This window comes from Vicinamibacterales bacterium (genome assembly GCA_036496585.1).
Taxonomy (GTDB): Bacteria; Acidobacteriota; Vicinamibacteria; order Vicinamibacterales; family 2-12-FULL-66-21; genus JAICSD01.
Map to the genome: position 1 here is coordinate 32,448 of DASXLB010000050.1, position 22,647 is coordinate 55,094.

Consider the following 22,647-nt stretch of genomic DNA (forward strand, 5'->3'; position numbering starts at 1 on the left):
GGGCCGATGTGGATGTAGGCCGGGTCTTCAGCCCCGGCTTTGCTTATGTTCAAAGACCTCAACACTTTCATCGACGCGCTCGACAAGCGGCGCGAGCTTGCGCGCGTCAGCGAGCCGGTGAGTCCGGATCTCGAGATCGCGGCGGTCACCGATCGCGTGTCGAAGTCGCCTGGCGGCGGCCCGGCGCTGCTGTTCGAGCAGCCTACCGGCTTCGACATGCCTGTCGCCATCAATCTCTTCGGATCGATGGCGCGCATGTGCATGGCGCTCGGCGTGGCGTCACTCGACGATCTCGCGAAAGAGATCGAGGATCTGACCAATCCGAAGCTGCCCACCGGCATGCTCGACAAGCTCAAGATGCTGCCGATGCTGGGGCGGCTGACCGACCTGCTGCCCAAGACGGTCAGCAGCGGGCCGTGCCAGGAGGTCGTCAAGCAGAAGGGCACGCTCGAAGGCATCCCGATCCTCAAGACCTGGCCGGAAGACGGCGGTCCCTACATCACGCTGCCGATGGTGTTCACGCGCGATCCGGAGAGCGGGATGCGCAACGTCGGCACCTATCGCATGCAGGTCTACGACGAGCGAACGACCGGCATGCACTGGCAGCGGCACAAGGGCGGCGCTCAGCATTATCGCGTCGCCGAGCGCCTGGGCCAGCGCCTGCCCGTCTCGGTCGCGCTCGGGGCCGATCCCGCGCTGCCGTTCGCCGCGACCGCGCCGATGCCGGAAGGTCTCGACGAACTGCTGCTCGCCGGGTTCCTGCGCCGCGAGCGGGTCGAGCTGGTGAAGTGCGTCACCAACGATCTCGAGGTCCCCGCGAGCGCGCAGATCGTGCTGGAAGGCTACGTCGAGCCAGGCGAGCGCCGGCGCGAGGGGCCATTCGGCGACCACACCGGCTTCTATTCGCATCCCGATGACTATCCGGTCTTCCACATCACCTGTGTCACGCACCGCAAGAACCCGATCTACCTGACGACGGTTGTCGGCATTCCGCCGATGGAGGACTTCTATCTCGGCAAGGCGAGCGAGCGGATTTTCCTGCCGCTCATCAGAAAGACGGTCCCCGAGATCGTCGACATGACGTTCCCCGCCGAGGGCATCTTCCACAACTGCGTCATCATCTCGATCGACAAGCGCTACCCTGGGCACGCGCGCAAGATCATGAACGCCGTCTGGGGGCTCGGGCAGCTCATGTTCTCGAAGATCGTGATCGTCGTCGACAGGGACGTCGACGTGCAGAATCTCTCGGAAGTGGCGTGGATCGTCGGCACCCACATCGACCCGGAGCGCGACGTCCAGTTCATGCGCGGGCCGGTGGATGATCTCGAAGACGCCAGCGACCTGCCCGCGTACGGCAGCAAGATGGGCATCGACGCGACGCGGAAGTGGGCGTCGGAGGGGTTCACGCGGCCGTGGCCGAAGCGGATCCGCACGACCGACGCGGCCGCGGCGCGCGCCGATCAGATCTGGGAGAGAATTCGCCAGGGATGGAAAGCGTGAGTGTTGTGGCCCAGGAGCCGAATCTGATCGCGTTTGCGGCGCAGGGCGACGAGGAGCGCCGCCGGCGTCACGGGCTCAAGACGACGTTCGTGCGTGTGTTCGAGGCGCACGTGGACGCGATGCCGGCGGCGATGGCGGCCGGTGTGACGGCCGGCGAGTTTCGCGTGATCGGGAAGCCGGCCTCCCCAGACGAAGCGGTCGCGGTGGTCAACGCCGCTCGTGCGGCGGCCGGGTCTGTCCCGATCACCGCGTTTTCGCTCGTCGATCTGTTCGAGCTCGGCAATCACACCGTAGTCGGCCTGGGCGAGCTCTCGAAACGCCTCGTCGACGCGGGCCTGCAGGCGCTGGCCGAGCTGACCATCGATGTCCTCCCGGAAGGGGTGACGTTGCCGGCCGCAGAGGTCGTCGTGAAGACCGGATTGCGCATGCCGCGCCTGACGGTTCGCGAGTCCGGCGCCGCCGCACGCGACCGCCTGATCGCGCTCGCGGTCGAGATTCAGCGGGCGACCGGCGGCGTGCGTGCCTTCGCGCCCCTGCCGCGCGTCAGTTCGATTGCGCAGCCGTCGACCGGCTACGACGACGTCAGGACAGTGGCCTCGGCACGCCTGCAGGCGCACAACATCGACTCGATCCAGGTCGACTGGCAGCGCTACGGCCCGAAGCTCGCGCAGGTCGCCCTGACGATGGGCGCCGACGACGTGGATGGGGTGTCGCCGCTCGAGGGCGAGCTGGGGCGCCGCCGCAGCCCTCTCGAGGAAATTCGCGGCAACATCACAGCGGCCGGATTCGAGCCGATCGAAAGAAACGGACTGTGGGAATCCGCCTAGGGGCCGTCACGTATCTGAACGCGCGGCCGCTGGTCTACGGTCTGGAGCACAGCGGGCGTTTTGCGATTCGTTACGACATTCCGTCCGAGTGCGCGCGGCTGCTGCATGCGCACGAGACCGACCTCGGGCTGATTCCGTCGATCGAATACCTCCGCGGGCCGGTCCCGTACGCGCTCGTGCCAGGGCCGGCGGTGACCTCGCGTGGCCCGGTCGCCTCGGTGGCGATCTATACGCGGCGCGAACCGCGCGACCTTCGCACGATCGCGATGGACACCAGCTCGCGGACGTCGGTCGCCCTCGCCACGGTGCTGCTGAAGCGGCGTTTCGGCGTCGCCCCCGAGCCGGCGCCGATGGCGCCCGACCTCGACGCGATGCTGGCGGCTGCCGATGGCGCCCTCATCATCGGCGACACATCGCTGCTGCTCGACCACGAGGCCGCCGGCGTCAGCAAGATCGACTTGGGCGAGGCATGGACGGCGGAGACGGGATTGCCGTTCGTCTATGCCTGCTGGACGGGTTGGCCCGGCGCCCTCGAGCGCGACGACGTCGCGGCGCTGCGGCGCGCCCGCGACGCGGGCGTCGCGCAGTCCGATGCCGTCGCCGCCGCCTACTATCCCGATGACACCGCGCGCCAGGCGGTCGCCAGGCGCTATCTGCGCGATAATATTCGCTACGTCCTCGGAGACGACGAGCTGGACGGGCTGCGGACCTTCTTTCACTACGCCGCCGAGCTCGGGCTCGTCTCGTTCGACGGAACGCTGCGCTTCTACGATGCCGACGATCAAGGCACTCGCTGACACGGTCACTGCCGGAGGACGGCTGAGCGCCGCCGACGCGCTCGAGCTCTATCATCACGCGCCGCTGCCCCTGCTGGGCGAGCTCGCCGAGACGGTCCGCGCCCGCAAGCATCCCGGGCGCATCGTCACCTACATCATCGACCGCAACGTCAACTATACGAACGTCTGCATCGCGCGCTGCAACTTCTGCGCGTTCTACCGGCCAGTGGGCTCGAGCGAGGGATACGTCCTCGGGTTCGAGGAAGTGTTTCGCAAGATCGACGAGACCATCGCCCTTGGCGGCGTGCAGTTGCTGCTGCAGGGTGGACACAATCCGGACCTGCCGTTCGAGTGGTACGAGGACCTCTTCCGCGCCGTCAAGCAGCGCTATCCGTCCTTCAAGCTGCACGCGCTGTCGCCGCCCGAAGTGATCCACCTGACGCGGATGACGAAGCTGACCGTGCCGGAGGTGCTCGATCGCCTGATCGCCGCCGGCCTCGACAGCGTCCCTGGCGGGGGCGCCGAGATTCTCGTCGACCGCGTGCGCAAGCTGCTCAACTGCTACGGCAAGGCCACCGCTGATGAATGGCTCAGCGTGATGCGCGAGGCCCACCGGAAAGGTCTGCGTACCACCGCGACGATGATGTATGGGCACGTCGAGACGGTGGAGGAGCGCATCGAGCACCTGGTGCGGCTGCGCGAGGTCCAGGACGAGACCGGCGGCTTCACCGCGTTCATCGCCTGGAGTTATCAGCCCGAGCACACGGAGTTGGGTGGCAAGGAGGCGAGCGGCGTCGAGTATCTGCGCATGCTGGCGCTGGCCCGGCTGGTCCTCGACAACTTCCCGAGCCTGCAGGCGTCGTGGGTGACACAGGGGGGCAAGGTCGGTCAGCTCAGTCTGGCCTACGGCGCCAACGACATGGGCAGCGTGATGATCGAAGAGAACGTCGTCCGCGCCGCCGGCGCCGCCTACTGCATGGACGAAGTGGAGATCGTCCGCAACATCGAGAACGCCGGCTTCGCCGCCAGGCGCCGGAACATGCACTACGAGATCCTCGGCGGCCCGTATTTTCGCGAGCAGTCGGTGCCGCGGCAGCTCGAGCTGGCGACGGCCAGGGCCGACGGGGACACGTCGCGTCCCGACGAGTTGCGCCAGTATGCGGCGCGCAGCGCCGCCGAGAAGCGCCAGCGCGCTGCGGAGACCGAGAACCGCGGATGACGGCCGTGTTCCGCCGCGGCCGTCCGCCCTCGACGGAATGACACGGTATCGCGCAGCCTGGATCCTCCCCATCACCGCGGCGCCGATCGCCGGGGGCGTCGTGGCCATTGATCGCGATCTGGTCGTCTCGGCCGGCGCGTACGACGGCGGCGCCGTCGAAGACCTCGGTCAAGTCGCGATCCTGCCGGGGCTCGTCAACGCCCACACCCATCTCGAGCTGTCGTGGATGCGCGGGCTGATCCCGCCCAACGCGTCGATGCCGGCGTGGGCGGCCGCGCTGATGGCGCTCCGCCGGACGGTGTCGCACGAACCGGCCGAGCCGATCGTGGACGCGATTGCCGAGGCGCGCCGCTCGGGAACCAGCCTGCTCGGCGACGTCACCAATACCTTCGCCACCTACGAGCCGCTGCTCGACAGCGAGCTCTCGGCGGTGCTCTTCCGCGAGCTGCTCGGATTCAAACCGGTTGATCCCGACGCGATGGTGCGCGGGGTAGAGGATCAGATGGCCGCGCTCACGCCGGTGCAATGGCTGCGGCCGTCGATCGTGCCGCACGCGCCGTACTCGGTGGCGCCGGCGCTGATGCGCGCGATCGGTCGCGCCAACGGGGAGCGGCCGCTGAGCGTGCACCTCGGCGAGTCGGCGCAGGAACTCGAGTTCCTGCGCGACGGCAGCGGCGATTGGCGGATGCTGCTCGAAGCGCTCGGCGTATGGGAGCCGGCGTGGGCGCCCCCCGGCTGCGGGCCGGTGCCGTACCTCGACGATCTCGGGCTGGTCAACGAGCGGCTGCTCGCCGTGCACGGCGTCCACTTCACCGAGGCCGAACTGGCGCGTTTGGCCTCGGCCGGCGCCACCGTCGTGACCTGCCCGCGCAGCAATCGCTGGACGGGAGCCGGCGTTCCGCCGGTGGCCGGGTTCTATGCATCTGGCGTGCGAGTCGCCATCGGCACCGACAGCCTTGCCAGCGTGGAGGACCTGAACGTGTTCGGCGAAATGGCCGAAGTCCGCCGTCTGGCTCCCGGCGTTCCCGCCTCGCGCATTCTCGAGAGCGGGACGCTTGCTGGCGCGCAGGCGCTGGGATTCGCTTCTGAGCTTGGCTCGATCGAGCCCGGCAAACGCGCTCAGCTTCTCGCCGTTCGACTACCGCCAGACTGCGCGGACGTGGAAGAATACTTGCTCGGCGGCGTCGAGCCGCGCGACGTCCAGTGGCTCGACCGCTGAGGCGAGTAGGGTTGAGTGTCGGAAGTTGGCTGTTTGGGGCTGCCGGACGCTGGAAGCCGGTAGCTGCCAGCCGGAAACTGTACCTGTGAGCCGAGTCGCTACCTATCTGTCATTCGTCCGCTTCAGCCACAGCGTGTTCGCGCTGCCGTTCGCGTTGACGGGCGCGCTCCTGGCGCTGCACCGCGGGCCGCTGCCGGAGCGCGACGTGCTGTGGCGCGTCCTGTGGATCGTGGTCGCCATGGTCTCGGCGCGCAGCGCCGCGATGGGGTTCAACCGGCTCGCCGACGCCGACTACGACGCGAAGAACCCGCGAACCGCGGCCCGCGAGATCCCGCGCGGCGCGATGAGCCGTGCCGAAGCGTCGGTGTTCGTTGGCGTGTCGTCGCTCGCCTTCATCGCGGCCTCGGCGATGCTTGGCAGGAACTGCCTCGCGCTCTCGCCGGTCGCGCTCGCGATCGTCTTCTGGTATTCGCTGGCCAAGCGCGTCACCAACTACACGCAGTTCTTCCTGGCGCTCGCGATGGCGGTCGCGCCGGTTGGCGGCTGGCTGGCCGCGGGCGGACGTCTGGCCGCGGCCGAGCCCTGGCTGCTCGGCGCCGCCATCGGTAGTTGGGTGGGAGGATTCGACATCCTGTATGCGTGTCAGGATCTCGAATTCGATCGCGCGGCCGGTCTGAAATCGATTCCGGTCAGGTTCGGAGTCCCGCGCTCGCTGCTGCTCTCCCGGCTGATGCACGTCCTGGCCGTCGGCTGCCTCGCGGTGCTCGGCGTGCTCGCCGATCTCGGGCCGTCGTATCAGGTGGGGGTGGCCCTGGTCGCCGTCCTCCTCGTTTACGAGCAGTCGCTCGTCCGCGCCGACGATTTGTCGCAGGTCAAGCGGGCCTTCGATCTGAACGGCTACGTCGGCATCCTGTATTTCGTCGCCACGGCCGTGGCCGTCTATGTGCGCTAGCGCGGCGGGGTCCGGCTCCGGCTTTGCCTCCCGCCGGTTTGCCCTCGCGATCACCGGAGCCAGCGGCGCGTTGTATGCCATGCGCACGATGGCGGCGCTGCTCGAGCGGGAGTGCCACCTGGAAGTGGTCGTCTCCGACTACGGGCGCCGGCTGCTGCTCGACGAACTGGGCGAACAGGCCTCGGTCAGCCGGCTGCGCGAGTATCTGGTGGGCAAGTACGGCGAGGCGGCGGCGAAGGGGACCTTCGACATCCTCAGCAACAAGGACCTGGGCGCCACCATCGCCAGCGGCAGCCACGATTGCGAGGGGATGGCCATCGTACCGTGCTCGATGAAGACGCTTGCCGGCGTGGCGCACGGTCTGTCGCGCAATCTCATCGAGCGCGCCGCCGACGTGATGTTGAAGGAGAAGCGGCGGCTCGTGGTCGTCCCGCGCGAGACGCCGATGAGCCTGCCGCAGCTCAAGAACATGGTCCTCTGCGCCGAGGCCGGCGCGATGATCCTGCCGGCGATGCCGGCGTTCTACCAGATGCCGAAGTCCCTCGACGACCTCGCCGATTTCGTGGCGGGGAAAATCCTGTCGGGGCTCGGCGTCCGGCACGGTTTGTATCCCGAGTGGAACGGCTGACGCTACGAGATGCGGATGCGCGTCGCATGCGTCGACAGCGTGCCGGCGTTGCTCGGATCGCGATCGGGATCGGTGTTGCCGGGCGGACGTGAATACGCGATCTTCGCGTGATAGAGCTCCGTCGCAGAAGGCGTTCCGACCCGCGGGCAGTTACCCTGCAGTTGCGGATACATCATGCTGCTCTTGTCCGAGACGTGCCAGAACCCGAGCGCGTGTCCGACCTCATGGACGGTGATGTCTCCGGGTATCTTGTTGCTGCCGCAGCCGCACGCGTCGGTGCCGTTGAATGTCTGCTCCGATGAAACCACCTTTCAGGGCACTTGCGCCGTGACCTTGATCCTTCCAGAAGACGCTCGGCCCGTGAAGTAAGATCGCGGTTTGCCGGTAGCCGTCGACAAGTCGCCCGAGCGCATCGCGTCGATGTTCGACGCGATCGCCAGGCGCTACGATCTCCTCAATCACGTCCTGAGCGCCGGCCGCGACCGGCACTGGCGGGCCCGCGCTATCCGCGACCTCGATCTCCCCGCCGACGCACGGATCGTCGATCTGTGTACGGGCACGGGAGACTTTGCGATCGCGGCCGCAGACGCGCGCCCGCGGGCCACCGTCGTCGGCGTGGATTTCGCCGGCGCGATGCTGGCGATCGGGAGAGAGAAGATCCGTGGAAGGGCGCTGACCGATCGCGTCGCGCTCGTACGCGGCGACGCGACGCGCATTCCGATCCGCGACGGCTGGGCCGACGCCGCGACGATCGGCTTCGGCATCCGCAACGTCGTCAGGCCCGAGGCCGCGCTCGTCGAGCTGGCGCGCGTGATCAAGCCGGGCGGCCGCCTGGCCATTCTCGAGTTAGGTGAGCCGACCCTCCCTGGTGTGCGCGAGCTGTATCACTGGTATTTCCGACAGGTTTTGCCGCGGCTGGGACGCCTCGTCTCCCACCACGATGGCGCATATTCGTATCTGCCGGCCTCGGTCGCGCAGTTTCCGCGGCCACGCGACTTCGCTGTCATCATTTCTTCACACGGGTTCGCGGGTGTGCGCGCCGTCCCGCTCACCGGGGGCATCGTCTACTTATACGTCGCCACCCGGCCCTGACCGCGACCGCGTCATCCGTATTCCTCGTGCATCGGTGAGCGTTTGTGGGGGCGGCTGGCATGGGAAAATCCTTGTCATCCGTGGCATAATTCTTCTAATTCACAGATGTATTTCGACTTGGAGGATCGGCGGCCGGATACCCCGATCCTCGATCGCCCGCTCACTCGTCTCGAACAGCTCCTGCTGACCATCATCGCGTATTTGCTGTTGGTCATCGGAATCATCGTGTATCCACGCCTGCCGTTCGTGAAGGCGGCGGAAGCCGCGCGGCTGAAGCGGCTCGACGACCAACGCGAGAAGATCGAGGCGATGCGCGAACCGATGCAGTTCGTGTTCGCGAAGCCCAAGGTCGAAGTCCAGCGGCTGCCCGACAGGCCGAAGTTCCTCTCCGACGAAAGCCACAAGGCGCAGGCGCCAGAGAAGGCGCCCGTTCCGAAGACCGACATCCCGATGTCGCGCGGCAACACGCCCGATCGGACGATCGCCGACGCGTCCAGGCCGCAGCCCGAGCAGCCGGCGCCGCAGCCCACCGCGCCGCCGGCCTCGAACCCGAATGCGCTCGCGCTCCCGACGACGGCGCAGTCGACGATCGCCCGCAACGAGCCGTCGAAGAATCCGATGATGGAAAACCGGTCGCCCGGGCCGTTGAGCGATGCGATCCGCAACGTGAATCGCTACACGCAGGGCGAGACGCTGCAGAACGTGCAGGGGAACTCCGACTTCGGCCCGTCATTCCAGTTCGACAGCAAGGGGGTCGACTTCGGCTCCTGGCTGCGCCGCTTCAAGGCGCAGGTCTATCGCAACTGGCTGATTCCCTACGCGGCGATGGCGCTGCACGGCCACACCGTCCTGCGGTTCACGATTCACAAGGACGGGTCGGTCAGCGAGCTGATCGTGCTGCAGCCCTCGAGTGTCGACGCGTTCACCAAGGCGGCGTTCAATGCGATCAAGGCGTCCAACCCGACCGTGCCGCTCCCGCAGGAATACCCCGACGAGAGCATGGTGATGACCGTCATCTTCTACTACAACGAGGTCCCGCCGAACGGCGGGGTGGAGTAGTGGTCAGCCGCAGCCAGCAGGTCGGTCTGTTTCTCGCGCTGACCGTCCTTGCGTTGTTCGCGCTCGCTCGCGTCCTCTAGCCCCGAGTCGTGAGACCTCCGCTTCTCGCCATCGTCGGTCCGACGGCGACCGGCAAGAGCGCCCTTGCGCTCGCCATCGCCGAGCGGGCCGGCGGCGAGATCGTCAGCTGCGATTCAACCGCGGTGTACCGCGGCTTCGACATCGGCACCGACAAGCTGGCGCCCGACGAGCGGCGCGGCATCGCGCACCACCTGATCGACGTCGTCGATCCCACGGAGGAATACTCCGCGGCGCGCTTCGCGCGCGAGGCGGCGGCGGCGATCCGGGCTGTGACGGCACGCGGGCGCCTGCCGATCGTGGTCGGCGGCACGGGCTTCTATTACCGCGCGCTGACGCGCGGGCTCTTCGCGGGGCCCTCGCGCGACGAAGCGCTGCGGCGGCGACTCGAGCGGGTTGCGGAAGGACGCGGCGCGACCGCGCTCCATCGCTGGCTGGCGCGCGTCGATCCTCCGTCGGCGGCGCGTATCGCGCCGGCCGACGTCAAGCGCGTGGTCCGCGCGCTCGAGGTGTGGCTGTTGACCGGCCGGCCGCTGACGGTCCATTTCGCCGAGACCGTGATGCCGCTGCCCGAGTACGACGTGACGGCCATCGCGCTGCAGATCCCGCCTGACGAGACCGCCGACCGCGTCGCGCGACGCGTGCACTCCCAGTTCGCGCGCGGGCTGCTGGCCGAAATACGGAGCCTGCTGTCGCGCGGCGTGCCCGAGACCGCGCTGCCGTTCGGCGGCCTCGTCTACCGCCAGGCGCTGGAGCACCTGCGCGGCGTGCGCGACGAGACCGCCACGCGCGAGCTGATCATGCTCGAGAACCGGAAATACTCGCGCCGTCAGTTGATCTGGTTCCGCAAAGAGCCTAACCTCCACTGGGTGCAGGCGCCCGGCGAGCGTCCCGAGACGCAGGACGCCGTCACCATGTTCCTTCGTGACCTTCGCCTTCTTCCATGATCCTTCCCGAGCGTGTCTTCCTCACCGTCCTGGACAGCGTCGGCATCGGCGAACTGCCCGACGCGCGCGCCTATGGGGACGAGGGCAGCGACACCCTCGGCAACATCTCGCGCATCGTACCGCTGCAGCTGCCGCACCTGCGCTCGCTCGGGCTGCCGCGGATCGCCACGGTCTCCGGCATGGCGGACGTCGCGGAGCCGCTCGGCGCCTACGGGCGGATGGCCGAGAAGTCGGCCGGCAAGGATTCGGTCACGGGCCACTGGGAGATGGCCGGCGTCGTGCTCGAACGCGCGTTCCCGACGTTTCCGCACGGCTTCCCGGCAGACGTAATCTCCGAGTTCGAGCGACGCATCGGGCGCAGCACGATTGGCAACTATGCGGCGTCCGGGACCGTCATCATCGACGAGCTCGGTCCGGAGCACATGCGCAGCGGTCGTCCGATCGTCTACACCTCCGCCGACAGCGTCTTCCAGATCGCGGCGCACGAGGAGGTCATTCCGGTGCGCGAGCTGTATCGCATCTGCGAGATCGCCTACGAGCTCGTCGGCAAGGGGCTGAACGTCGCGCGCGTCATCGCGCGGCCGTTCGTCGGCGCCCCCGGATCGTTCACGCGCACGGCCAACCGCCACGACTACGCTCTGCCCCCTTCGACGCCGACGCTGCTCGACGCGATGACCGCGGCCGGCAGGGCGGTGCTGGCGATCGGCAAGATCAGCGATCTCTTTGCGGGCGGTGGCATCACGACCTCCGTGCACACGACGAGCGACGACGAGGGTGTCGACGCGATCGAGAAGGCGATCGCCTCGGCAGGACCGGGCCTCGTCTTCACGAACCTCGTCGACTTCGATACGCAGTACGGTCATCGCAACGATCCGGCCGGCTACGCGGCGAACCTGGAGCGCTTCGACATCCGCCTGGGACGCCTGATCCCGTCCCTCCGCGACTCGGATCTGCTGATCGTCACGGCAGATCACGGCAACGATCCGACGACGCCGAGCACCGATCATGCGCGCGAGTACGTGCCGCTGTTTCTGGTCGGGAAGATGATCAGGCCGGGGACGGATGTCGGAACGCGCGCGACGTTCGCCGACCTTGGCCAGACCGTCGCCGAGATCTTCGGCGTCGGCCCGCTTGGCCACGGCACATCGTTCCTGGCGGACGTGCTGCGATAGCGCACGATCCGCCCTTTGTGATTAACTTCAAGACGAATGCCCGAACCGCGGATCCGCCAGCAGCTCGAGAAGCGTGAGCACGAGATCCTCGCCGCATCAGCGGCGAAGAGCGACCAGACGAGAGGGCGGATGCGCCCGGAGCCGGAGGATCCCATCCGTCCGGCCTTTCAGCGGGATCGCGACCGCATCATCCACTGCAAAGCCTTCCGCCGTCTCAAACACAAGACGCAGGTCTTCTTTGCCCCCGAAGGCGATCACTATCGCACCCGGCTGACGCATACCCTTGAGGTGTCACAGATCGCTCGCAGCATCGCCAAGGTGCTGCAGCTGAACGAAGAGCTGACGGAGGCGATCGCGCTCGGCCACGACCTCGGGCACACGCCGTTCGGCCATGCCGGGGAACGCGTGCTGCAGTCGCTGGTGCCAGGCGGATTCGAGCACTACGAACAGAGCCTGCGCATCGTCGACGTCCTCGAGCACGACGGCCAGGGCCTCAATCTCACCTGGGAAGTGCGCGACGGCATCGCCAGGCATTCGAAGGGGAAGCACGGCGTCCCGGTCGGCGCCGATCCGGAGCATCGCGCCTCGACCATCGAAGGGCAGATCGCCCGCGTCGCCGACATCATCGCCTACGTCAATCACGACATCGACGACGCCGTGCGCGCCGGTCTGCTGCGCGACGACGATCTGCCGCGCGAGTGGACGCAGGTCCTGGGTGCGACGTCATCGCAGCGCATCGGGACGATGGTCACCGACGTCGTCATGCGGACGCTCGAAGGAGGACTGGGCGAAGTGCGCATGAGCGACGAAGTGCTCGAGGCCACCATCGGGCTGCGCAGCTTTCTGTTCGACGCGGTCTACGAGAACGAGATCGCAACCGCCGAGTTCAAGAAGGCCGCCGGTATTCTGGGCGGGCTATGGGAAAAGGTGCGCGAGCGATCGGGGCAGTTCCTCGACCGCCGCACCATCGAGCAGGAAGGGCTCGACGCTGCCACCCGGGACTTCGTCGCGGGGATGACCGATCGCTACGCGGTCAACCTCTTCGAACAACTCTTCATTCCGAAGCCCTGGGTCGAGCTGCCGCGCTGACACCCTCAACCGAATCCGTTCGAGATCATTCGTTTCTCGGCTGCCGCCGGTCGAGCGTTCCTCGAGCCGTTGCACGGCGTTCGGCGCCGCGACGGCGCTCCTCGCCGAGCTGCCGGTTGAGCCGCTCAGCCAGCAGCCCAAACTGCTCAGCTGACTGACGCAACTGGCTATTCTCTTCTTTCAGTTCCGCGAGCTGTTGTCGGCATTCCTGCTCGTCTCGGGTCATCGCAGCTCCCCGCGGGACGCTTTCACAAACGGTACCGTAGGTGACCCTCGCATCTGCAAGTTTGGGCTCTTGCCGGAAAATGCACAATTTGTGGCCGATCTTCCCACCATTACAATCTTGATCGTCCGATCACAAATTTGGCTCTAGCGCAGAGGTGACTCGACGTATATCCTGAATGGCTTCAGAGGCTCTCCGAATGGACACCGAGAATTATCGTCAACGCCTGGCCGCGTTGCGGGAGGAGAACGAGTTTCTCCGATTCGCCGCGCACTCTTTCGGCGAGCTCGCCGAGCGGCTCGCGGACGAGTTGCGTCAGCTGCGCGCGCAGACCGATCCGGGTGCCGACTCTGCACTGCCAAGACCAACAGACACGCGCGGGAAGGTAATTCCAACCGACGCTTCTCTCCGGCGCTGAAGCCAAACCCGACACTGCCGCATCCGCAGGCTCCAGTTACCTCAAACTCACCAGGCGCGCGGCGCCACCTCGCTGCTTCCCTCGTTTCCTCTCCTTTCGTCCTTCGTCCCCCGCGCAAAATCGAAGTATCTCGAGGTATAATGACGGGTTCCCACCCGCACGGAGGGACACCCCGTGACGATGCAATTCGACCTCAGGCAGCTTTCGCGCAATAGCGGAGAAGATCACCTCGAACGCACGTTCGACGCGTCGTACTTTCAGACGCCTGAGACGCGCGACGAGGATTATGCGGTCGTTGCGCCCGTTCACCTGGTGATGGACGTCCGCAAGGACGGCGCGGCCTACCGCGTCACTGGTCATGTCCGGACACGGCTGCAGCTCGAGTGCGGGCGCTGTCTCGAGGGGTTCGAGACTCCGGTCGACAGCGCCTTCGAGCTGCGCTACGTTCCGGAGTCGGCACGCGCCGAGAGCGAGGAAGCCGAAGTCGCGGAGGACGATCTGACGACGGCGTACTACAGGGACGAGACGCTCGATCTCGGCGAACTGATGCACGAGCAGTTCGTGCTCGCGCTGCCGATGAAGCCATTGTGTTCGGAGGCGTGCCAGGGGCTGTGTCCCACGTGCGGCACGAACCTGAGCAAAGGAGCCTGCGGCTGCCCGCCCGAGTGGAAGGATCCACGTCTGGGCGCGCTGCAGGGTATTCTGGACCGACAGAAGGAGAGTTGACGACGTCATGCCGAATCCGAAACGGCGGCACTCGAAGACCCGTACCGCGAAGCGCCGCACCCACGACTCGCTGAAGCCCATCGGACGCAGCGAGTGTCCGCAGTGTCACGAAGCCAAGCTCCCGCACCAGGTCTGCGCGAACTGCGGCTTTTACGCCGGGCGCCAGGTCAAGGCCGTCGAAGAGTAGTGAGCAGCCGGCGGCCGGCCTTTCAGGGGCATGCGAGTGAGCCCAGCGAGCGAGCCAGCGGCGCGGCGCGAGCGGCGGCGCGGCGAGCGAGCGACGCTGTAGGGGAGTCCGAGGGGCGCAGCCCCTCGGAGTGAGATGCGCATTGCGATCGACGCCATGGGCGGCGATGCCGGCCCGTCGGTCATCGTCGACGGCGCATTGGTCGCTGCCCGTCACCTTCAGGTCGGACTGCTGCTGGCCGGCGACGCTGCCGCGATCGAAGCCGAGCTGGCGCGCCACCCGGTCGCCAGTCTTTTCCGGCGTCTCGACATCATTGTCGTCGACACGCCCGAGCGGGTCGAGGTGAGCGAACCGCCGGCGCAGGCGCTGCGGCGCAAACCGCGTGCGTCGGTCAAGGTGGCGGCCGAAGCCGTGCGGGACGGGCGTGCCGATGCCCTCTTCAGCGCTGGTCCCACCGGGGCGACCGTTATGGCGGCGCACGGTGCGCTCGGCCTGCTGCCTGGTGTCGAGCGTCCCGCGCTCGCGACGATCATTCCGACACGGCGGACGCCGGCGGTGCTGCTCGACGCGGGCGCGACGGTCGGCTGCCGCGCCTCGCACCTCGTGCAGTTCGCGGTAATGGGAGCGGCCTACGCGCGCGTCGCGCTCGGGCTCCCCGCGCCGCGCGTCGGACTGCTGTCGATCGGCGAGGAGGAGAGCAAGGGAACCGATCTCACGCGCGAGGCGCATCGGCTGTTGAAAGACGCGCCGATCAATTTCATCGGCAACATCGAAGGGCGACACGTCTACGCAGGCGGCGCCGACGTGATCGTCTGTGATGGTTTCACCGGGAATGTGACCTTGAAGCTGAGCGAAGGACTGGTCGAGACGGTCGAGAGCCTCCTCCATGACGAGCTTGCCGCGACCTTCGGCGGTCGTGTCGGCTACGTGCTGTCGAGGCAGGCGTTTCGCCGTTTCCGGCGCCGGGTCGACTATTCCGAATACGGCGGCGCGCCGCTCGTCGGCCTCAACGGCCTGTGCATCGTCGGCCACGGTCGCTCGTCGGCCAAGGCCGTCGCCAACGCCGTGACGATGGCGGTGCGTGCGGTGCACGAAGACCTGAGCGGGCGCCTGTCGAGGGATCTGTCGCGCCTCGGCACCTCACACCTCTCGCCTCGCGCCTCGCATCCCGCATGATTGCCTTCGTGTTTCCCGGACAGGGCGCCCAGAAAGTGGGCATGGGGCGATCGCTGGCCGAGGCGTTTCCCATCTGCCGCGACACGTTCGCGGAAGCCGACGCGGCGCTTGGCGAGCCGCTGAGCACGCTGTGCTTCGAGGGCCCTGACGATCGCCTGATGCTCACCGAGTACACGCAGCCGGCGATCCTGGCGATGAGTACGGCCGTTGCGCGGCTGGCCGTTTCGCGCGGACTGACGCCGGCGTTCGCGGCCGGCCACAGCCTGGGGGAGTACTCGGCACACGTCGCGGCGGGTACGCTATCCTTCGCGGATGCGCTGCGCACGGTGCGGCGCCGCGGGCGATACATGCAGGAAGCGGTGCCGGTCGGAGCGGGCGCGATGGCCGCGATTCTGGGACTCGACGCGGAAACGGTCGCTCGCGCCTGCGTCGAGGCGGCGCAGGGTGACGTCGTCGCGCCGGCCAATCTCAATGCTCCGGGCCAGATCGTGATCGCCGGTCACGCCGCAGCGGTGGCGCGGGCGAGCGAGCGCGCCAAGGCGCTTGGCGCCAAGCGGGCGATTCCGCTCGCGGTCAGCGCGCCCTTTCATTGCGCCCTCATGAAGCCCGCCGAAGAACGGCTTGCGCCGGAGCTCCGCGCGCTGGCCGCCCACGACCCGGCGGTGCCGGTGGTAGCCAACGTCGACGCCGAGCTCAAGGGAACGGCCGCCGCCGCGATCGATGCGCTCATTCGCCAGGTGTCCTTGCCGGTGCGCTGGGAAGACGTGGTCAAGCGCCTGGTCGCCGAAGGCGTGACGGCCTGCGTCGAGCTCGGGCCCGGCACGGTTCTGGCGGGTCTGATCAAGAAGATCGATCGCACCATCAGAGTGGCGAGCGTGGAAGACGAGGCCGGCTTGCAGGCGGCCTTGCAGCTATGATGCGGCTCGACGGCAAGGTCGCGATCGTGACCGGCGCCTCGCGCGGGATTGGCCGCGCCATCGCGGCGCGGCTCGCGCAGCAGGGCGCGCTGGTGGCGGCGGCCGCGCGCGGCGACAACGCCGCGGCGACGGTGACCGAGATCACCGCGGCGGGGGGCCGCGCCGAAACCGTCACCGCCGACGTCGGCGACGCCGCGGCCATCGACGCCATGGTCGCGGGCGTGCTCGAGCGGCACGGCCGCATCGACATCCTGGTCAACAACGCCGGCATCACCCGCGATCAGTTGATGCTGCGGCTGAAGCGTGATGACTGGGACGCGGTGATCGCGACGAATCTGACCGGGGCGTTCGCGGCGACCCAGGCCGTGCTCAAGCCGATGATCCGCCAGCGTGCCGGCCGCATTGTCTGCATCAGCTCGGTGGTCGGGCAGAGCGGCAACGCCGGCCAGGCGAACTACGCGGCGTCAAAGGCGGGGCTGATCGGGTTCGCCAAGGCGGTGGCGCAGGAAGTGGCCTCGCGCAACGTCACCGTGAACGTGGTCGCGCCAGGCCTGATCGAGACCGACATGACGCGCGGGATCGCCGAGAAGGCGCACATCGACTGGACGGAACGGATTCCGTTGAAGCGGCTGGGCACGCCCGCCGATGTCGCCGCGGCGGTCTGTTTCCTGGCGTCCGACGAGGCAGCGTATATTACTGGGCAGGTGCTTGCCGTCAACGGCGGCATGTACATGTAAGCCGGGTCCGTGCACCCGGCGTTTTCGCGTTAGGCTTTAGGTGGAGGCATTGATGGCCGTAGCAGACAAGGTGAAGAGCATCATCGTCGAGCAGCTCGGGGTCGACGAAGAGGAAGTGACCCCGGATGCTTCATTCGTCGACGACCTGGGCGCCGACTCGCTCGACACCGTCGAACTCGTGATGGCGTTCGAGGAGGAGTTCGGGATCGAGATTCCGGACGAGGACGCCGAGAAGATCACGCGCGTCAAGGAGGCCATCGAGTACATCGAGTCGCACGCCAAGGGAAAGAAGTAGACCGGGTCTCCAGACCCGGCGTGAAGTAGGCCGGGTCTTCAGAACCGGCGTGCCGTCGGGTCCCCGACCCGATAGTCGGAGGCTGATTGAGCAGGCGAGTAATGGTGACGGGCGTAGGGCTGGTGTCCCCGCTCGCCATCGGGACGCAGGCAAACTGGGACGCCCTGCTGGCAGGTCGGAGCGGCATCGGACCGATTACGCGGTTCGACGCCTCGCAGTACTCGGCGCGCATCGCCGGCGAGGTGAAGGGCTTCGATCCCCTGCAGTTCATCGACAAGAAAGACGTCAAGAAGATGGACGTCTTCATCCAGTTCGCGCTCGCCGCGTCGCAGTTTGCCGTCGACGACGCGCGGTTGCAGGTGACGCCGGAGATCGCCGACGGAGTCGGCGTCTTCATCGCCTCGGGGATCGGCGGCTTCCAGACCATCGAGCGCGAGCACATCGAGCTGATGAAAGGCGGCCCGCGCCGCATCTCCCCGTTCTTCATTCCTGCGTCCATCATCAACCTCGCCGCCGGCCAGGTGTCGATCCGCTTCGGGGCGCGCGGCCCGAATCTGGCGACCTGCACCGCCTGCACGGCGTCGGCGCACGCCATCGGCGAGTCGTTCGAGATCATCCGCCGCGGCGACGCCGACATCATGATCGCCGGCGGCTCCGAGGCGGCGATCACCCCGCTGGGCGTCGGGGGCTTCGCGGCGATGCGGGCGCTGTCGACGCGCAACGACGATCCGGCGCGCGCCAGCCGGCCGTTCGACACCGATCGCGACGGCTTCGTCATGGGGGAGGGATCCGGCATCTGCGTGCTCGAGACGCTCGAGTCCGCCGAGCGGCGTGGCGCCTCGATCTACGCCGAGCTGGTCGGCTACGGTCTCAGCTCCGACGCCTACCACCTCACCGGCCAGCCCGAAGACGCGCACGGCGCCGTCCGCTCGATGCGGATGGCGTTGCGGAAGGCGGGCATCGAGCCGTCGGCGGTGGATTACGTCAACGCACATGGGACGTCAACCCCGATTAACGATCCGACCGAGACGCGGGGCGTCAAGATGCTCTTCGGCGAGCACGCGCGGCGGCTGGCGATGTCGTCGACCAAGTCGATGACCGGTCACCTGCTCGGCGCCGCCGGCGGTCTCGAGGCCGGCATCACCGCGCTGGCCGTGAAGCACCAGATCGCGCCGCCGACCATCAACCTCGACCACCCCGACGAAGCCTGCGATCTCGACTACGTGCCGCACACCGCCCGTCCGATGGCCATCCGCTATGCGCTGTCGAACTCCTTCGGCTTCGGCGGCACCAACGGCACGTTGCTGATGAAAAGATTCGAGGGCTGAACATGAGCGCCACGCGCGAGCGGAATGGAGCGGCCGGCGAAGCGGCCGCGTAATGGAGCGAGCTTAAGCGATGCGCCGAAGGCGCGAGCGCCAATCATGAAAATTGCCGTTTGTATCAAGCAAGTGGTCACGCGCGAGTGGCAGCTCCGCGTCAACGATCAGAAAACCTGGATCCGCGACCAGGACGCCAGCTTCGAGCTCAACGAGCCGGACGCCTACGCGTTGGAAGAAGCGCTCCGTCTCAAGGAAAAACACGGCGGCGAGGTCATTGTCTGCTGCGCCGGCCCGGCCCGCGCCACGCAGGTGATCCGGGAGGCGCTGGCCCGCGGCGCCGATCGCGCGTTGCACGTCGAATCGGACGCGCTCGGCACCGCCGACGCCGGCACGATTGCCGCGGCGCTCGCTGAGGCGATTCGCGCGGAGCAGGTCGATCTCGTGCTCACCGGACTGCAGTCCGACGATCAGGGGTTCGGACAGGTCGGCGTCGTGCTCGCCGAAACCCTCGGCATCCCGCACGCCACCATCATCATGGAAGTGCAGGTCGAGGCCAGCGGGCTCCGCGTCAAGCGTGAGCTCGAAGGCGGCTGGTTCCAGTGGGTCCGACTGCCGCTGCCGGCGCTGGTGACGATCCAGAGCGGCATCAACCAGCTCCGCTACGCCACGCTGAAGGGGATCATGGCCGCCAAGAAGAAGGAGATCAAGAAGGTGGCCGCGCCGGCCGTCGCCTCCGGCGGCCAGCGTGTCACCAGTCTGTATTTCCCCGAGAAGGCCAAACAGACGCAGGTGCTCGCCGGGCCGCCGGCCGAGGCCGCCAAGGCGCTCGTCACGCGCCTGCGCGAGGAAGCGAGGGCGCTGTGATTCTGGTGATCGCCGAACAGCGCGACGGCACGCTCAATCGCGCGACGCTCGAGTCCATCGCGGCGGCTCAGTCGGCGAGTGAGCCGGTCAAAGTCGCGGTGCTGGGATCCGGGGTCGACGCCGTCGCGCAGGAGCTCGCCCGTGCGGCGATCGACGAAGTGATCGCCGTCGACGATCCGTCGCTGCAGGCCTACACAGCCGACGGTTTCGTGCTCGCGCTGGAGCAGCTGGTGCGGGCCGAGCCGCCGCAGCGCGTGTTCCTGCCGCACACCTACCAGACGCGCGACTTCGCGCCGGCGCTGGCGGCCCGGCTGACGTGGCCGCTCGTCACTGATTGCACGGCGCTGAAAGATGGCGGCTACGTTCGACCGATGTTTCAGGGGAAGCTGCAGGCCGACATCGCCGTCGACCGTCCGCACCTGGCGACGTTCCAGATCGGCGCCTTCCGCGCCGACGCGATGAAGGCGGGCAGCGCCGGCATACGCAAGGCCTCGATCGCCATCGACGCATCGAAGATCCGGCAGAAACCGGAGGCCCCGTTCAAAGAGGCCAAGCAGGCGGTCGATCTCTCGCAGGCCGAGCGGATCGTCGCGGTCGGCCGCGGCATCAAGGGGCAGGAGCACATCGAGCTTGCCCGCAAGCTGGCCGAGGCGATGGGCGCCGAGCTCGCCGCGTCGCGGCCGATTTGCGATGCCGGTTGGCTGCCGATGGACCGCCAGATCGGCAGCTCTGGACAGACGGTCGCGCCCAAGCTGTACGTGGCGCTCGGCATCTCCGGCGCCATCCAGCATCTCGTCGGCATGAAGGGCTCGCGGACGATCGTCGCCATCAATAAGGATCCCGAGGCGCCGATCTTCGAGGTGGCGGACTACGGCATCGTCGGGGACCTGTTCGAGATAGTGCCGGCGCTGATCGCTGCGCTTAAGTAAGCCGGGGTGCAAAAGGGGCCAAAGGTGCTAAGGGGGCTAAGGGTGCTGGTGCTAAAGGTGCTAGGGTGCTAAGGGTGCTGGTGCTAAAGGTGCTGCTGCCACGAGCGCAGGCGATGCGAACGATGCGCACGACGCGCCGCGGCTCGGATGCGGTCGTGGCCGCCGTCGGCAAGACCAGCGGCCGCATTCGGCGCACTCGTAGCACCCATCGCACCCCTAGCACCCTCGGCACGCTGAGCACCCCTAGCACCAGCACCCGTCGCACCCCTAGCACCCGCACCCTTAGCCCCCTTGGCGCCTTTAGCACCTTTGGCACCGTCAGCATCCCTCGCCTCCGCACCCCTCGCACCCGCACCCTTAGCCCCCTTGGCCCCTTTTGCCCCTTTAGCACCGTTCGACCGGCGAGCGCGGCGTGAGCGGACGCGAGACTCTCGAACTCGATGTTCTCATCGTCGGCGGCGGTCCTGCCGGGATGTCGGCGGCGCTCCGGATCGCCCAGCTGCAGCGCGAACGGGGAGGCGAGCCGCTGGCCATCGCGGTCCTGGAAAAGGCGCGCGAAGCGGGCGCCCACATGCTCTCGGGCGCGGTGCTCGATCCCTCGACGCTGAAAGATCTGATTCCCGACTTCAAAGAGAAAGGCGCGCCTCTCGCGACCGCGGTCCATCGCGACGACATCTACTTCCTGACGCGCACGTCGAAAATCCGTCTGCCGATCACGCCGCCGTTCTTCAGGAACCACGGCAACTACCTCATTTCGCTCAACCGGTTCGTGAAATGGCTCGCGGGCCTCGTCGAGGCCGAGGGCATCGACATCTTCACCGGTTTTCCGGCGACCGAAGTGCTGTACGACCCTTCGACAGGCTCAGGGCAGGCCCCTTCGACAGGCTCAGGGCAGGCGGCCCGTGTTGTCGGCGTGCGCACCGGCGATCGGGGTATCGACAAGCACGGGCAGAAGAAGTCGACGTTCGAACCCGGCGTCGACATCCGCGCGAAGGTCACGATCTTCTGCGACGGCGTCCGCGGCAACCTGACGAAGGCGCTGGTGCGCCGGCTCGGGCTGGATGACGGCAAGAGCCCGTCGGTGTATGCGATCGGCATCAAGGAGCTGTGGGAAGTGCCGCCCGGCCGCAGCGAGCCGGGGCGCGTCGTGCACACGATGGGCTACCCGCTCAAGATGGAGGAATTCGGCGGCGGCTTCATGTACGGCCTGCCCGACAACTTCGTCGCGGTGGGGCTCGTCGCGGGTCTCGACTACAAGGATCCGATGTTCGACCCCCACGTCGCGTTCCAGCATCTGAAGCGGCATCCTGTGATCGCCTCGGTGCTCGAAGGGGGTACGCTCGTGCGCTACGGCGCCAAGGCGCTGCCCGAGGGCGGCTGGTACACGATCCCCAAGACCTACGCGTCGGGCGCCCTCATCGCCGGCGACGCCGCGGGGTTCATGAATTCGGCGCGGCTCAAGGGCATCCATCTGGCGATGCGAACGGGGATGCTCGCGGCCGAGACTGCCTTCGAGGCCGTGCGCACAGGGGAGACGTCGGAGGCGGCGCTGAAAGCCTACGACGACCGCATACAGGCGAGCGCGGTGCGCAAGGAGCTGTACCCGGTCCGGAACGTTCACCAGGCGTTCGGCTACGGCACCCTCGCCGGCGCCGCGTTCACCGGACTGTCGATCGTCACCGGCGGCGGCTGGTTCAAGGATCCGCTGCCGGCGCACGGCGGGTGGACGCGGATCGCCAGACTCGCCGCCTACTACAAGGATGCCCGTCCCGACCCCGAATCCATCGTCAATCCCGTCAAGATCGACCGCGAATTGACCTTCGATCGGCTGACCGGCGTCCACTATTCAGGCACGCGCCATCCCGAAGATCAGCCGTCGCACCTGATCGTGCACGATGCCAGCATCTGCGCGACCCGCTGCCGCGAGGAGTACGGCAACCCATGCATCCGCTTCTGCCCGGCCAACGTCTACGAGATGGTCGACGCCGGCGACGGCACGAAGAAGCTGCAGATCAACGCCTCGAACTGCGTGCACTGCAAGACGTGCGACATCATGGATCCCTACCAGATCATCGACTGGGTGCCTCCGGAAGGCGGCGGCGGGCCGCAGTACGAGGGGATGTAGAGCGGGATCGGGTCATCGGCTGATCGGGTAATCTGGCGACCATCGAGAAGACACGTCTCGCCGCGCCGCGGATCCGCAAGGCCCGTCTCATTGCCGCGGCCGCCGCGCCGCTCATCCGTCTGCTGGGCGCGACGTACCGGTGGCGCGTCGACGGCTTCCATCGTTACGAA

At 67.5% G+C, this 22,647-nt stretch carries 25 protein-coding genes; 23 read left to right on the forward strand and 2 right to left on the reverse strand.

Annotated elements, in window-relative coordinates; all coding sequences use genetic code 11:
* Positions 1 to 45: 45 nt before the first annotated feature.
* The 7 genes from VGI12_15830 to VGI12_15860 all read left to right on the forward strand — a co-directional run bounded on the left by VGI12_15830 (position 46) and on the right by VGI12_15860 (position 7,121).
* Positions 46 to 1,500, forward strand: a complete 1,455-nt coding sequence (locus tag VGI12_15830; GenBank protein HEY2434145.1) for a menaquinone biosynthesis decarboxylase — start codon at positions 46 to 48, stop codon at positions 1,498 to 1,500.
* Complete coding sequence (locus tag VGI12_15835) at positions 1,497 to 2,327, forward strand: hypothetical protein (GenBank protein HEY2434146.1); 831 nt, start codon at positions 1,497 to 1,499, stop codon at positions 2,325 to 2,327. Before VGI12_15830 ends, VGI12_15835 begins: the two co-directional genes overlap by 4 nt.
* Complete coding sequence (locus VGI12_15840) at positions 2,312 to 3,124, forward strand: menaquinone biosynthesis protein (protein HEY2434147.1); 813 nt, start codon at positions 2,312 to 2,314, stop codon at positions 3,122 to 3,124. Before VGI12_15835 ends, VGI12_15840 begins: the two co-directional genes overlap by 16 nt.
* Positions 3,099 to 4,322 carry a cyclic dehypoxanthinyl futalosine synthase gene (mqnC, locus tag VGI12_15845; protein HEY2434148.1) on the forward strand — a complete coding sequence of 408 codons (1,224 nt, stop codon included), beginning with the start codon at positions 3,099 to 3,101 and terminating at the stop codon, positions 4,320 to 4,322. Before VGI12_15840 ends, mqnC begins: the two co-directional genes overlap by 26 nt.
* Positions 4,323 to 4,359: 37 nt before the next feature.
* Positions 4,360 to 5,541: an amidohydrolase family protein gene (locus VGI12_15850; GenBank protein HEY2434149.1), complete on the forward strand. Its 1,182-nt coding sequence runs from the start codon at positions 4,360 to 4,362 to the stop codon at positions 5,539 to 5,541.
* Between the two features lie 85 nt (positions 5,542 to 5,626).
* The gene (locus VGI12_15855) at positions 5,627 to 6,493 is read left to right on the forward strand and encodes a 4-hydroxybenzoate octaprenyltransferase (GenBank protein ID HEY2434150.1); all 867 of its coding nucleotides are present in this window, start codon (positions 5,627 to 5,629) and stop codon (positions 6,491 to 6,493) included.
* Positions 6,483 to 7,121 carry a UbiX family flavin prenyltransferase gene (locus VGI12_15860; GenBank protein ID HEY2434151.1) on the forward strand — a complete coding sequence of 213 codons (639 nt, stop codon included), beginning with the start codon at positions 6,483 to 6,485 and terminating at the stop codon, positions 7,119 to 7,121. The genes VGI12_15855 and VGI12_15860 overlap by 11 nt, the downstream gene beginning before the upstream one ends.
* Before the next feature lie 2 nt (positions 7,122 to 7,123).
* Here VGI12_15860 and VGI12_15865 read toward each other — a convergent pair whose 3' ends face one another.
* Positions 7,124 to 7,429, reverse strand: a complete 306-nt coding sequence (locus VGI12_15865; protein HEY2434152.1) for a matrixin family metalloprotease — start codon at positions 7,427 to 7,429, stop codon at positions 7,124 to 7,126.
* Between the two features lie 70 nt (positions 7,430 to 7,499).
* On the opposite strand from VGI12_15865, the gene ubiE reads away from it, so the two are divergent.
* The 5 genes from ubiE (at position 7,500) to VGI12_15890 (ending at position 12,558) form a co-directional block, all read left to right on the forward strand.
* Positions 7,500 to 8,213 carry a bifunctional demethylmenaquinone methyltransferase/2-methoxy-6-polyprenyl-1,4-benzoquinol methylase UbiE gene (gene ubiE, locus VGI12_15870; GenBank protein HEY2434153.1) on the forward strand — a complete coding sequence of 238 codons (714 nt, stop codon included), beginning with the start codon at positions 7,500 to 7,502 and terminating at the stop codon, positions 8,211 to 8,213.
* A gap of 105 nt (positions 8,214 to 8,318) precedes the next feature.
* Positions 8,319 to 9,272: a TonB family protein gene (locus VGI12_15875; protein ID HEY2434154.1), complete on the forward strand. Its 954-nt coding sequence runs from the start codon at positions 8,319 to 8,321 to the stop codon at positions 9,270 to 9,272.
* An 89-nt stretch (positions 9,273 to 9,361) separates the two neighbouring features.
* Positions 9,362 to 10,297: a tRNA (adenosine(37)-N6)-dimethylallyltransferase MiaA gene (gene miaA / locus VGI12_15880; protein ID HEY2434155.1), complete on the forward strand. Its 936-nt coding sequence runs from the start codon at positions 9,362 to 9,364 to the stop codon at positions 10,295 to 10,297.
* The gene (locus VGI12_15885) at positions 10,294 to 11,469 is read left to right on the forward strand and encodes a phosphopentomutase (protein HEY2434156.1); all 1,176 of its coding nucleotides are present in this window, start codon (positions 10,294 to 10,296) and stop codon (positions 11,467 to 11,469) included. Before miaA ends, VGI12_15885 begins: the two co-directional genes overlap by 4 nt.
* A 36-nt stretch (positions 11,470 to 11,505) precedes the next feature.
* A complete protein-coding gene (locus tag VGI12_15890) occupies positions 11,506 to 12,558 on the forward strand; it encodes a deoxyguanosinetriphosphate triphosphohydrolase (protein ID HEY2434157.1) in 1,053 nt (350 codons plus the stop codon).
* Positions 12,559 to 12,583: 25 nt separating this feature from the next.
* Here VGI12_15890 and VGI12_15895 read toward each other — a convergent pair whose 3' ends face one another.
* A complete protein-coding gene (locus VGI12_15895) occupies positions 12,584 to 12,784 on the reverse strand; it encodes a hypothetical protein (protein HEY2434158.1) in 201 nt (66 codons plus the stop codon).
* A gap of 196 nt (positions 12,785 to 12,980) precedes the next feature.
* Between VGI12_15895 and VGI12_15900 the strand changes: the two genes are divergently transcribed.
* The 11 genes from VGI12_15900 (at position 12,981) to VGI12_15950 (ending at position 22,477) form a co-directional block, all read left to right on the forward strand.
* Positions 12,981 to 13,199, forward strand: coding sequence for a hypothetical protein (locus VGI12_15900; protein ID HEY2434159.1), 219 nt, complete (start codon positions 12,981 to 12,983; stop codon positions 13,197 to 13,199).
* 180 nt (positions 13,200 to 13,379) lie between these two features.
* Positions 13,380 to 13,925 carry a DUF177 domain-containing protein gene (locus VGI12_15905; GenBank protein HEY2434160.1) on the forward strand — a complete coding sequence of 182 codons (546 nt, stop codon included), beginning with the start codon at positions 13,380 to 13,382 and terminating at the stop codon, positions 13,923 to 13,925.
* A 7-nt stretch (positions 13,926 to 13,932) separates the two neighbouring features.
* The gene (gene rpmF, locus VGI12_15910) at positions 13,933 to 14,112 is read left to right on the forward strand and encodes a 50S ribosomal protein L32 (protein ID HEY2434161.1); all 180 of its coding nucleotides are present in this window, start codon (positions 13,933 to 13,935) and stop codon (positions 14,110 to 14,112) included.
* A gap of 135 nt (positions 14,113 to 14,247) precedes the next feature.
* On the forward strand, positions 14,248 to 15,288 hold the full coding sequence (plsX, locus tag VGI12_15915; GenBank protein ID HEY2434162.1) for a phosphate acyltransferase PlsX: 1,041 nt from the start codon (positions 14,248 to 14,250) through the stop codon (positions 15,286 to 15,288).
* The gene (gene fabD / locus VGI12_15920; protein HEY2434163.1) at positions 15,285 to 16,205 is read left to right on the forward strand and encodes an ACP S-malonyltransferase; all 921 of its coding nucleotides are present in this window, start codon (positions 15,285 to 15,287) and stop codon (positions 16,203 to 16,205) included. Before plsX ends, fabD begins: the two co-directional genes overlap by 4 nt.
* Positions 16,202 to 16,942 carry a 3-oxoacyl-[acyl-carrier-protein] reductase gene (gene fabG, locus VGI12_15925; protein ID HEY2434164.1) on the forward strand — a complete coding sequence of 247 codons (741 nt, stop codon included), beginning with the start codon at positions 16,202 to 16,204 and terminating at the stop codon, positions 16,940 to 16,942. The genes fabD and fabG overlap by 4 nt, the downstream gene beginning before the upstream one ends.
* Before the next feature lie 52 nt (positions 16,943 to 16,994).
* Complete coding sequence (acpP, locus tag VGI12_15930; protein HEY2434165.1) at positions 16,995 to 17,237, forward strand: acyl carrier protein; 243 nt, start codon at positions 16,995 to 16,997, stop codon at positions 17,235 to 17,237.
* Positions 17,238 to 17,338: 101 nt separating this feature from the next.
* Entirely contained in the window at positions 17,339 to 18,565 is a 1,227-nt protein-coding gene (gene fabF / locus VGI12_15935) for a beta-ketoacyl-ACP synthase II (GenBank protein HEY2434166.1), read from the forward strand.
* 96 nt (positions 18,566 to 18,661) lie between these two features.
* Positions 18,662 to 19,423 carry an electron transfer flavoprotein subunit beta/FixA family protein gene (locus VGI12_15940; GenBank protein HEY2434167.1) on the forward strand — a complete coding sequence of 254 codons (762 nt, stop codon included), beginning with the start codon at positions 18,662 to 18,664 and terminating at the stop codon, positions 19,421 to 19,423.
* A complete protein-coding gene (locus VGI12_15945) occupies positions 19,420 to 20,352 on the forward strand; it encodes an electron transfer flavoprotein subunit alpha/FixB family protein (GenBank protein ID HEY2434168.1) in 933 nt (310 codons plus the stop codon). Before VGI12_15940 ends, VGI12_15945 begins: the two co-directional genes overlap by 4 nt.
* A 412-nt stretch (positions 20,353 to 20,764) precedes the next feature.
* On the forward strand, positions 20,765 to 22,477 hold the full coding sequence (locus VGI12_15950) for an electron transfer flavoprotein-ubiquinone oxidoreductase (protein ID HEY2434169.1): 1,713 nt from the start codon (positions 20,765 to 20,767) through the stop codon (positions 22,475 to 22,477).
* The last annotated feature ends 170 nt before the right edge of the window (positions 22,478 to 22,647 follow it).

Coding starts and splice junctions, on each gene's coding strand:
- VGI12_15830 (HEY2434145.1), top strand. CDS start 46: ATGTTCAAAGACCTCAACACTTTCATCGACGCGCTCGACAAGCGGCGC.
- mqnC (HEY2434148.1), top strand. CDS start 3,099: ATGCCGACGATCAAGGCACTCGCTGACACGGTCACTGCCGGAGGACGG.
- VGI12_15850 (HEY2434149.1), top strand. CDS start 4,360: ATGACACGGTATCGCGCAGCCTGGATCCTCCCCATCACCGCGGCGCCG.
- VGI12_15860 (HEY2434151.1), top strand. CDS start 6,483: ATGTGCGCTAGCGCGGCGGGGTCCGGCTCCGGCTTTGCCTCCCGCCGG.
- VGI12_15875 (HEY2434154.1), top strand. CDS start 8,319: ATGTATTTCGACTTGGAGGATCGGCGGCCGGATACCCCGATCCTCGAT.
- VGI12_15885 (HEY2434156.1), top strand. CDS start 10,294: ATGATCCTTCCCGAGCGTGTCTTCCTCACCGTCCTGGACAGCGTCGGC.
- VGI12_15890 (HEY2434157.1), top strand. CDS start 11,506: ATGCCCGAACCGCGGATCCGCCAGCAGCTCGAGAAGCGTGAGCACGAG.
- VGI12_15895 (HEY2434158.1), bottom strand. CDS start 12,784: ATGACCCGAGACGAGCAGGAATGCCGACAACAGCTCGCGGAACTGAAA.
- VGI12_15900 (HEY2434159.1), top strand. CDS start 12,981: ATGGACACCGAGAATTATCGTCAACGCCTGGCCGCGTTGCGGGAGGAG.
- VGI12_15905 (HEY2434160.1), top strand. CDS start 13,380: ATGCAATTCGACCTCAGGCAGCTTTCGCGCAATAGCGGAGAAGATCAC.
- rpmF (HEY2434161.1), top strand. CDS start 13,933: ATGCCGAATCCGAAACGGCGGCACTCGAAGACCCGTACCGCGAAGCGC.
- plsX (HEY2434162.1), top strand. CDS start 14,248: ATGCGCATTGCGATCGACGCCATGGGCGGCGATGCCGGCCCGTCGGTC.
- fabD (HEY2434163.1), top strand. CDS start 15,285: ATGATTGCCTTCGTGTTTCCCGGACAGGGCGCCCAGAAAGTGGGCATG.
- fabG (HEY2434164.1), top strand. CDS start 16,202: ATGATGCGGCTCGACGGCAAGGTCGCGATCGTGACCGGCGCCTCGCGC.
- acpP (HEY2434165.1), top strand. CDS start 16,995: ATGGCCGTAGCAGACAAGGTGAAGAGCATCATCGTCGAGCAGCTCGGG.
- fabF (HEY2434166.1), top strand. CDS start 17,339: ATGGTGACGGGCGTAGGGCTGGTGTCCCCGCTCGCCATCGGGACGCAG.
- VGI12_15940 (HEY2434167.1), top strand. CDS start 18,662: ATGAAAATTGCCGTTTGTATCAAGCAAGTGGTCACGCGCGAGTGGCAG.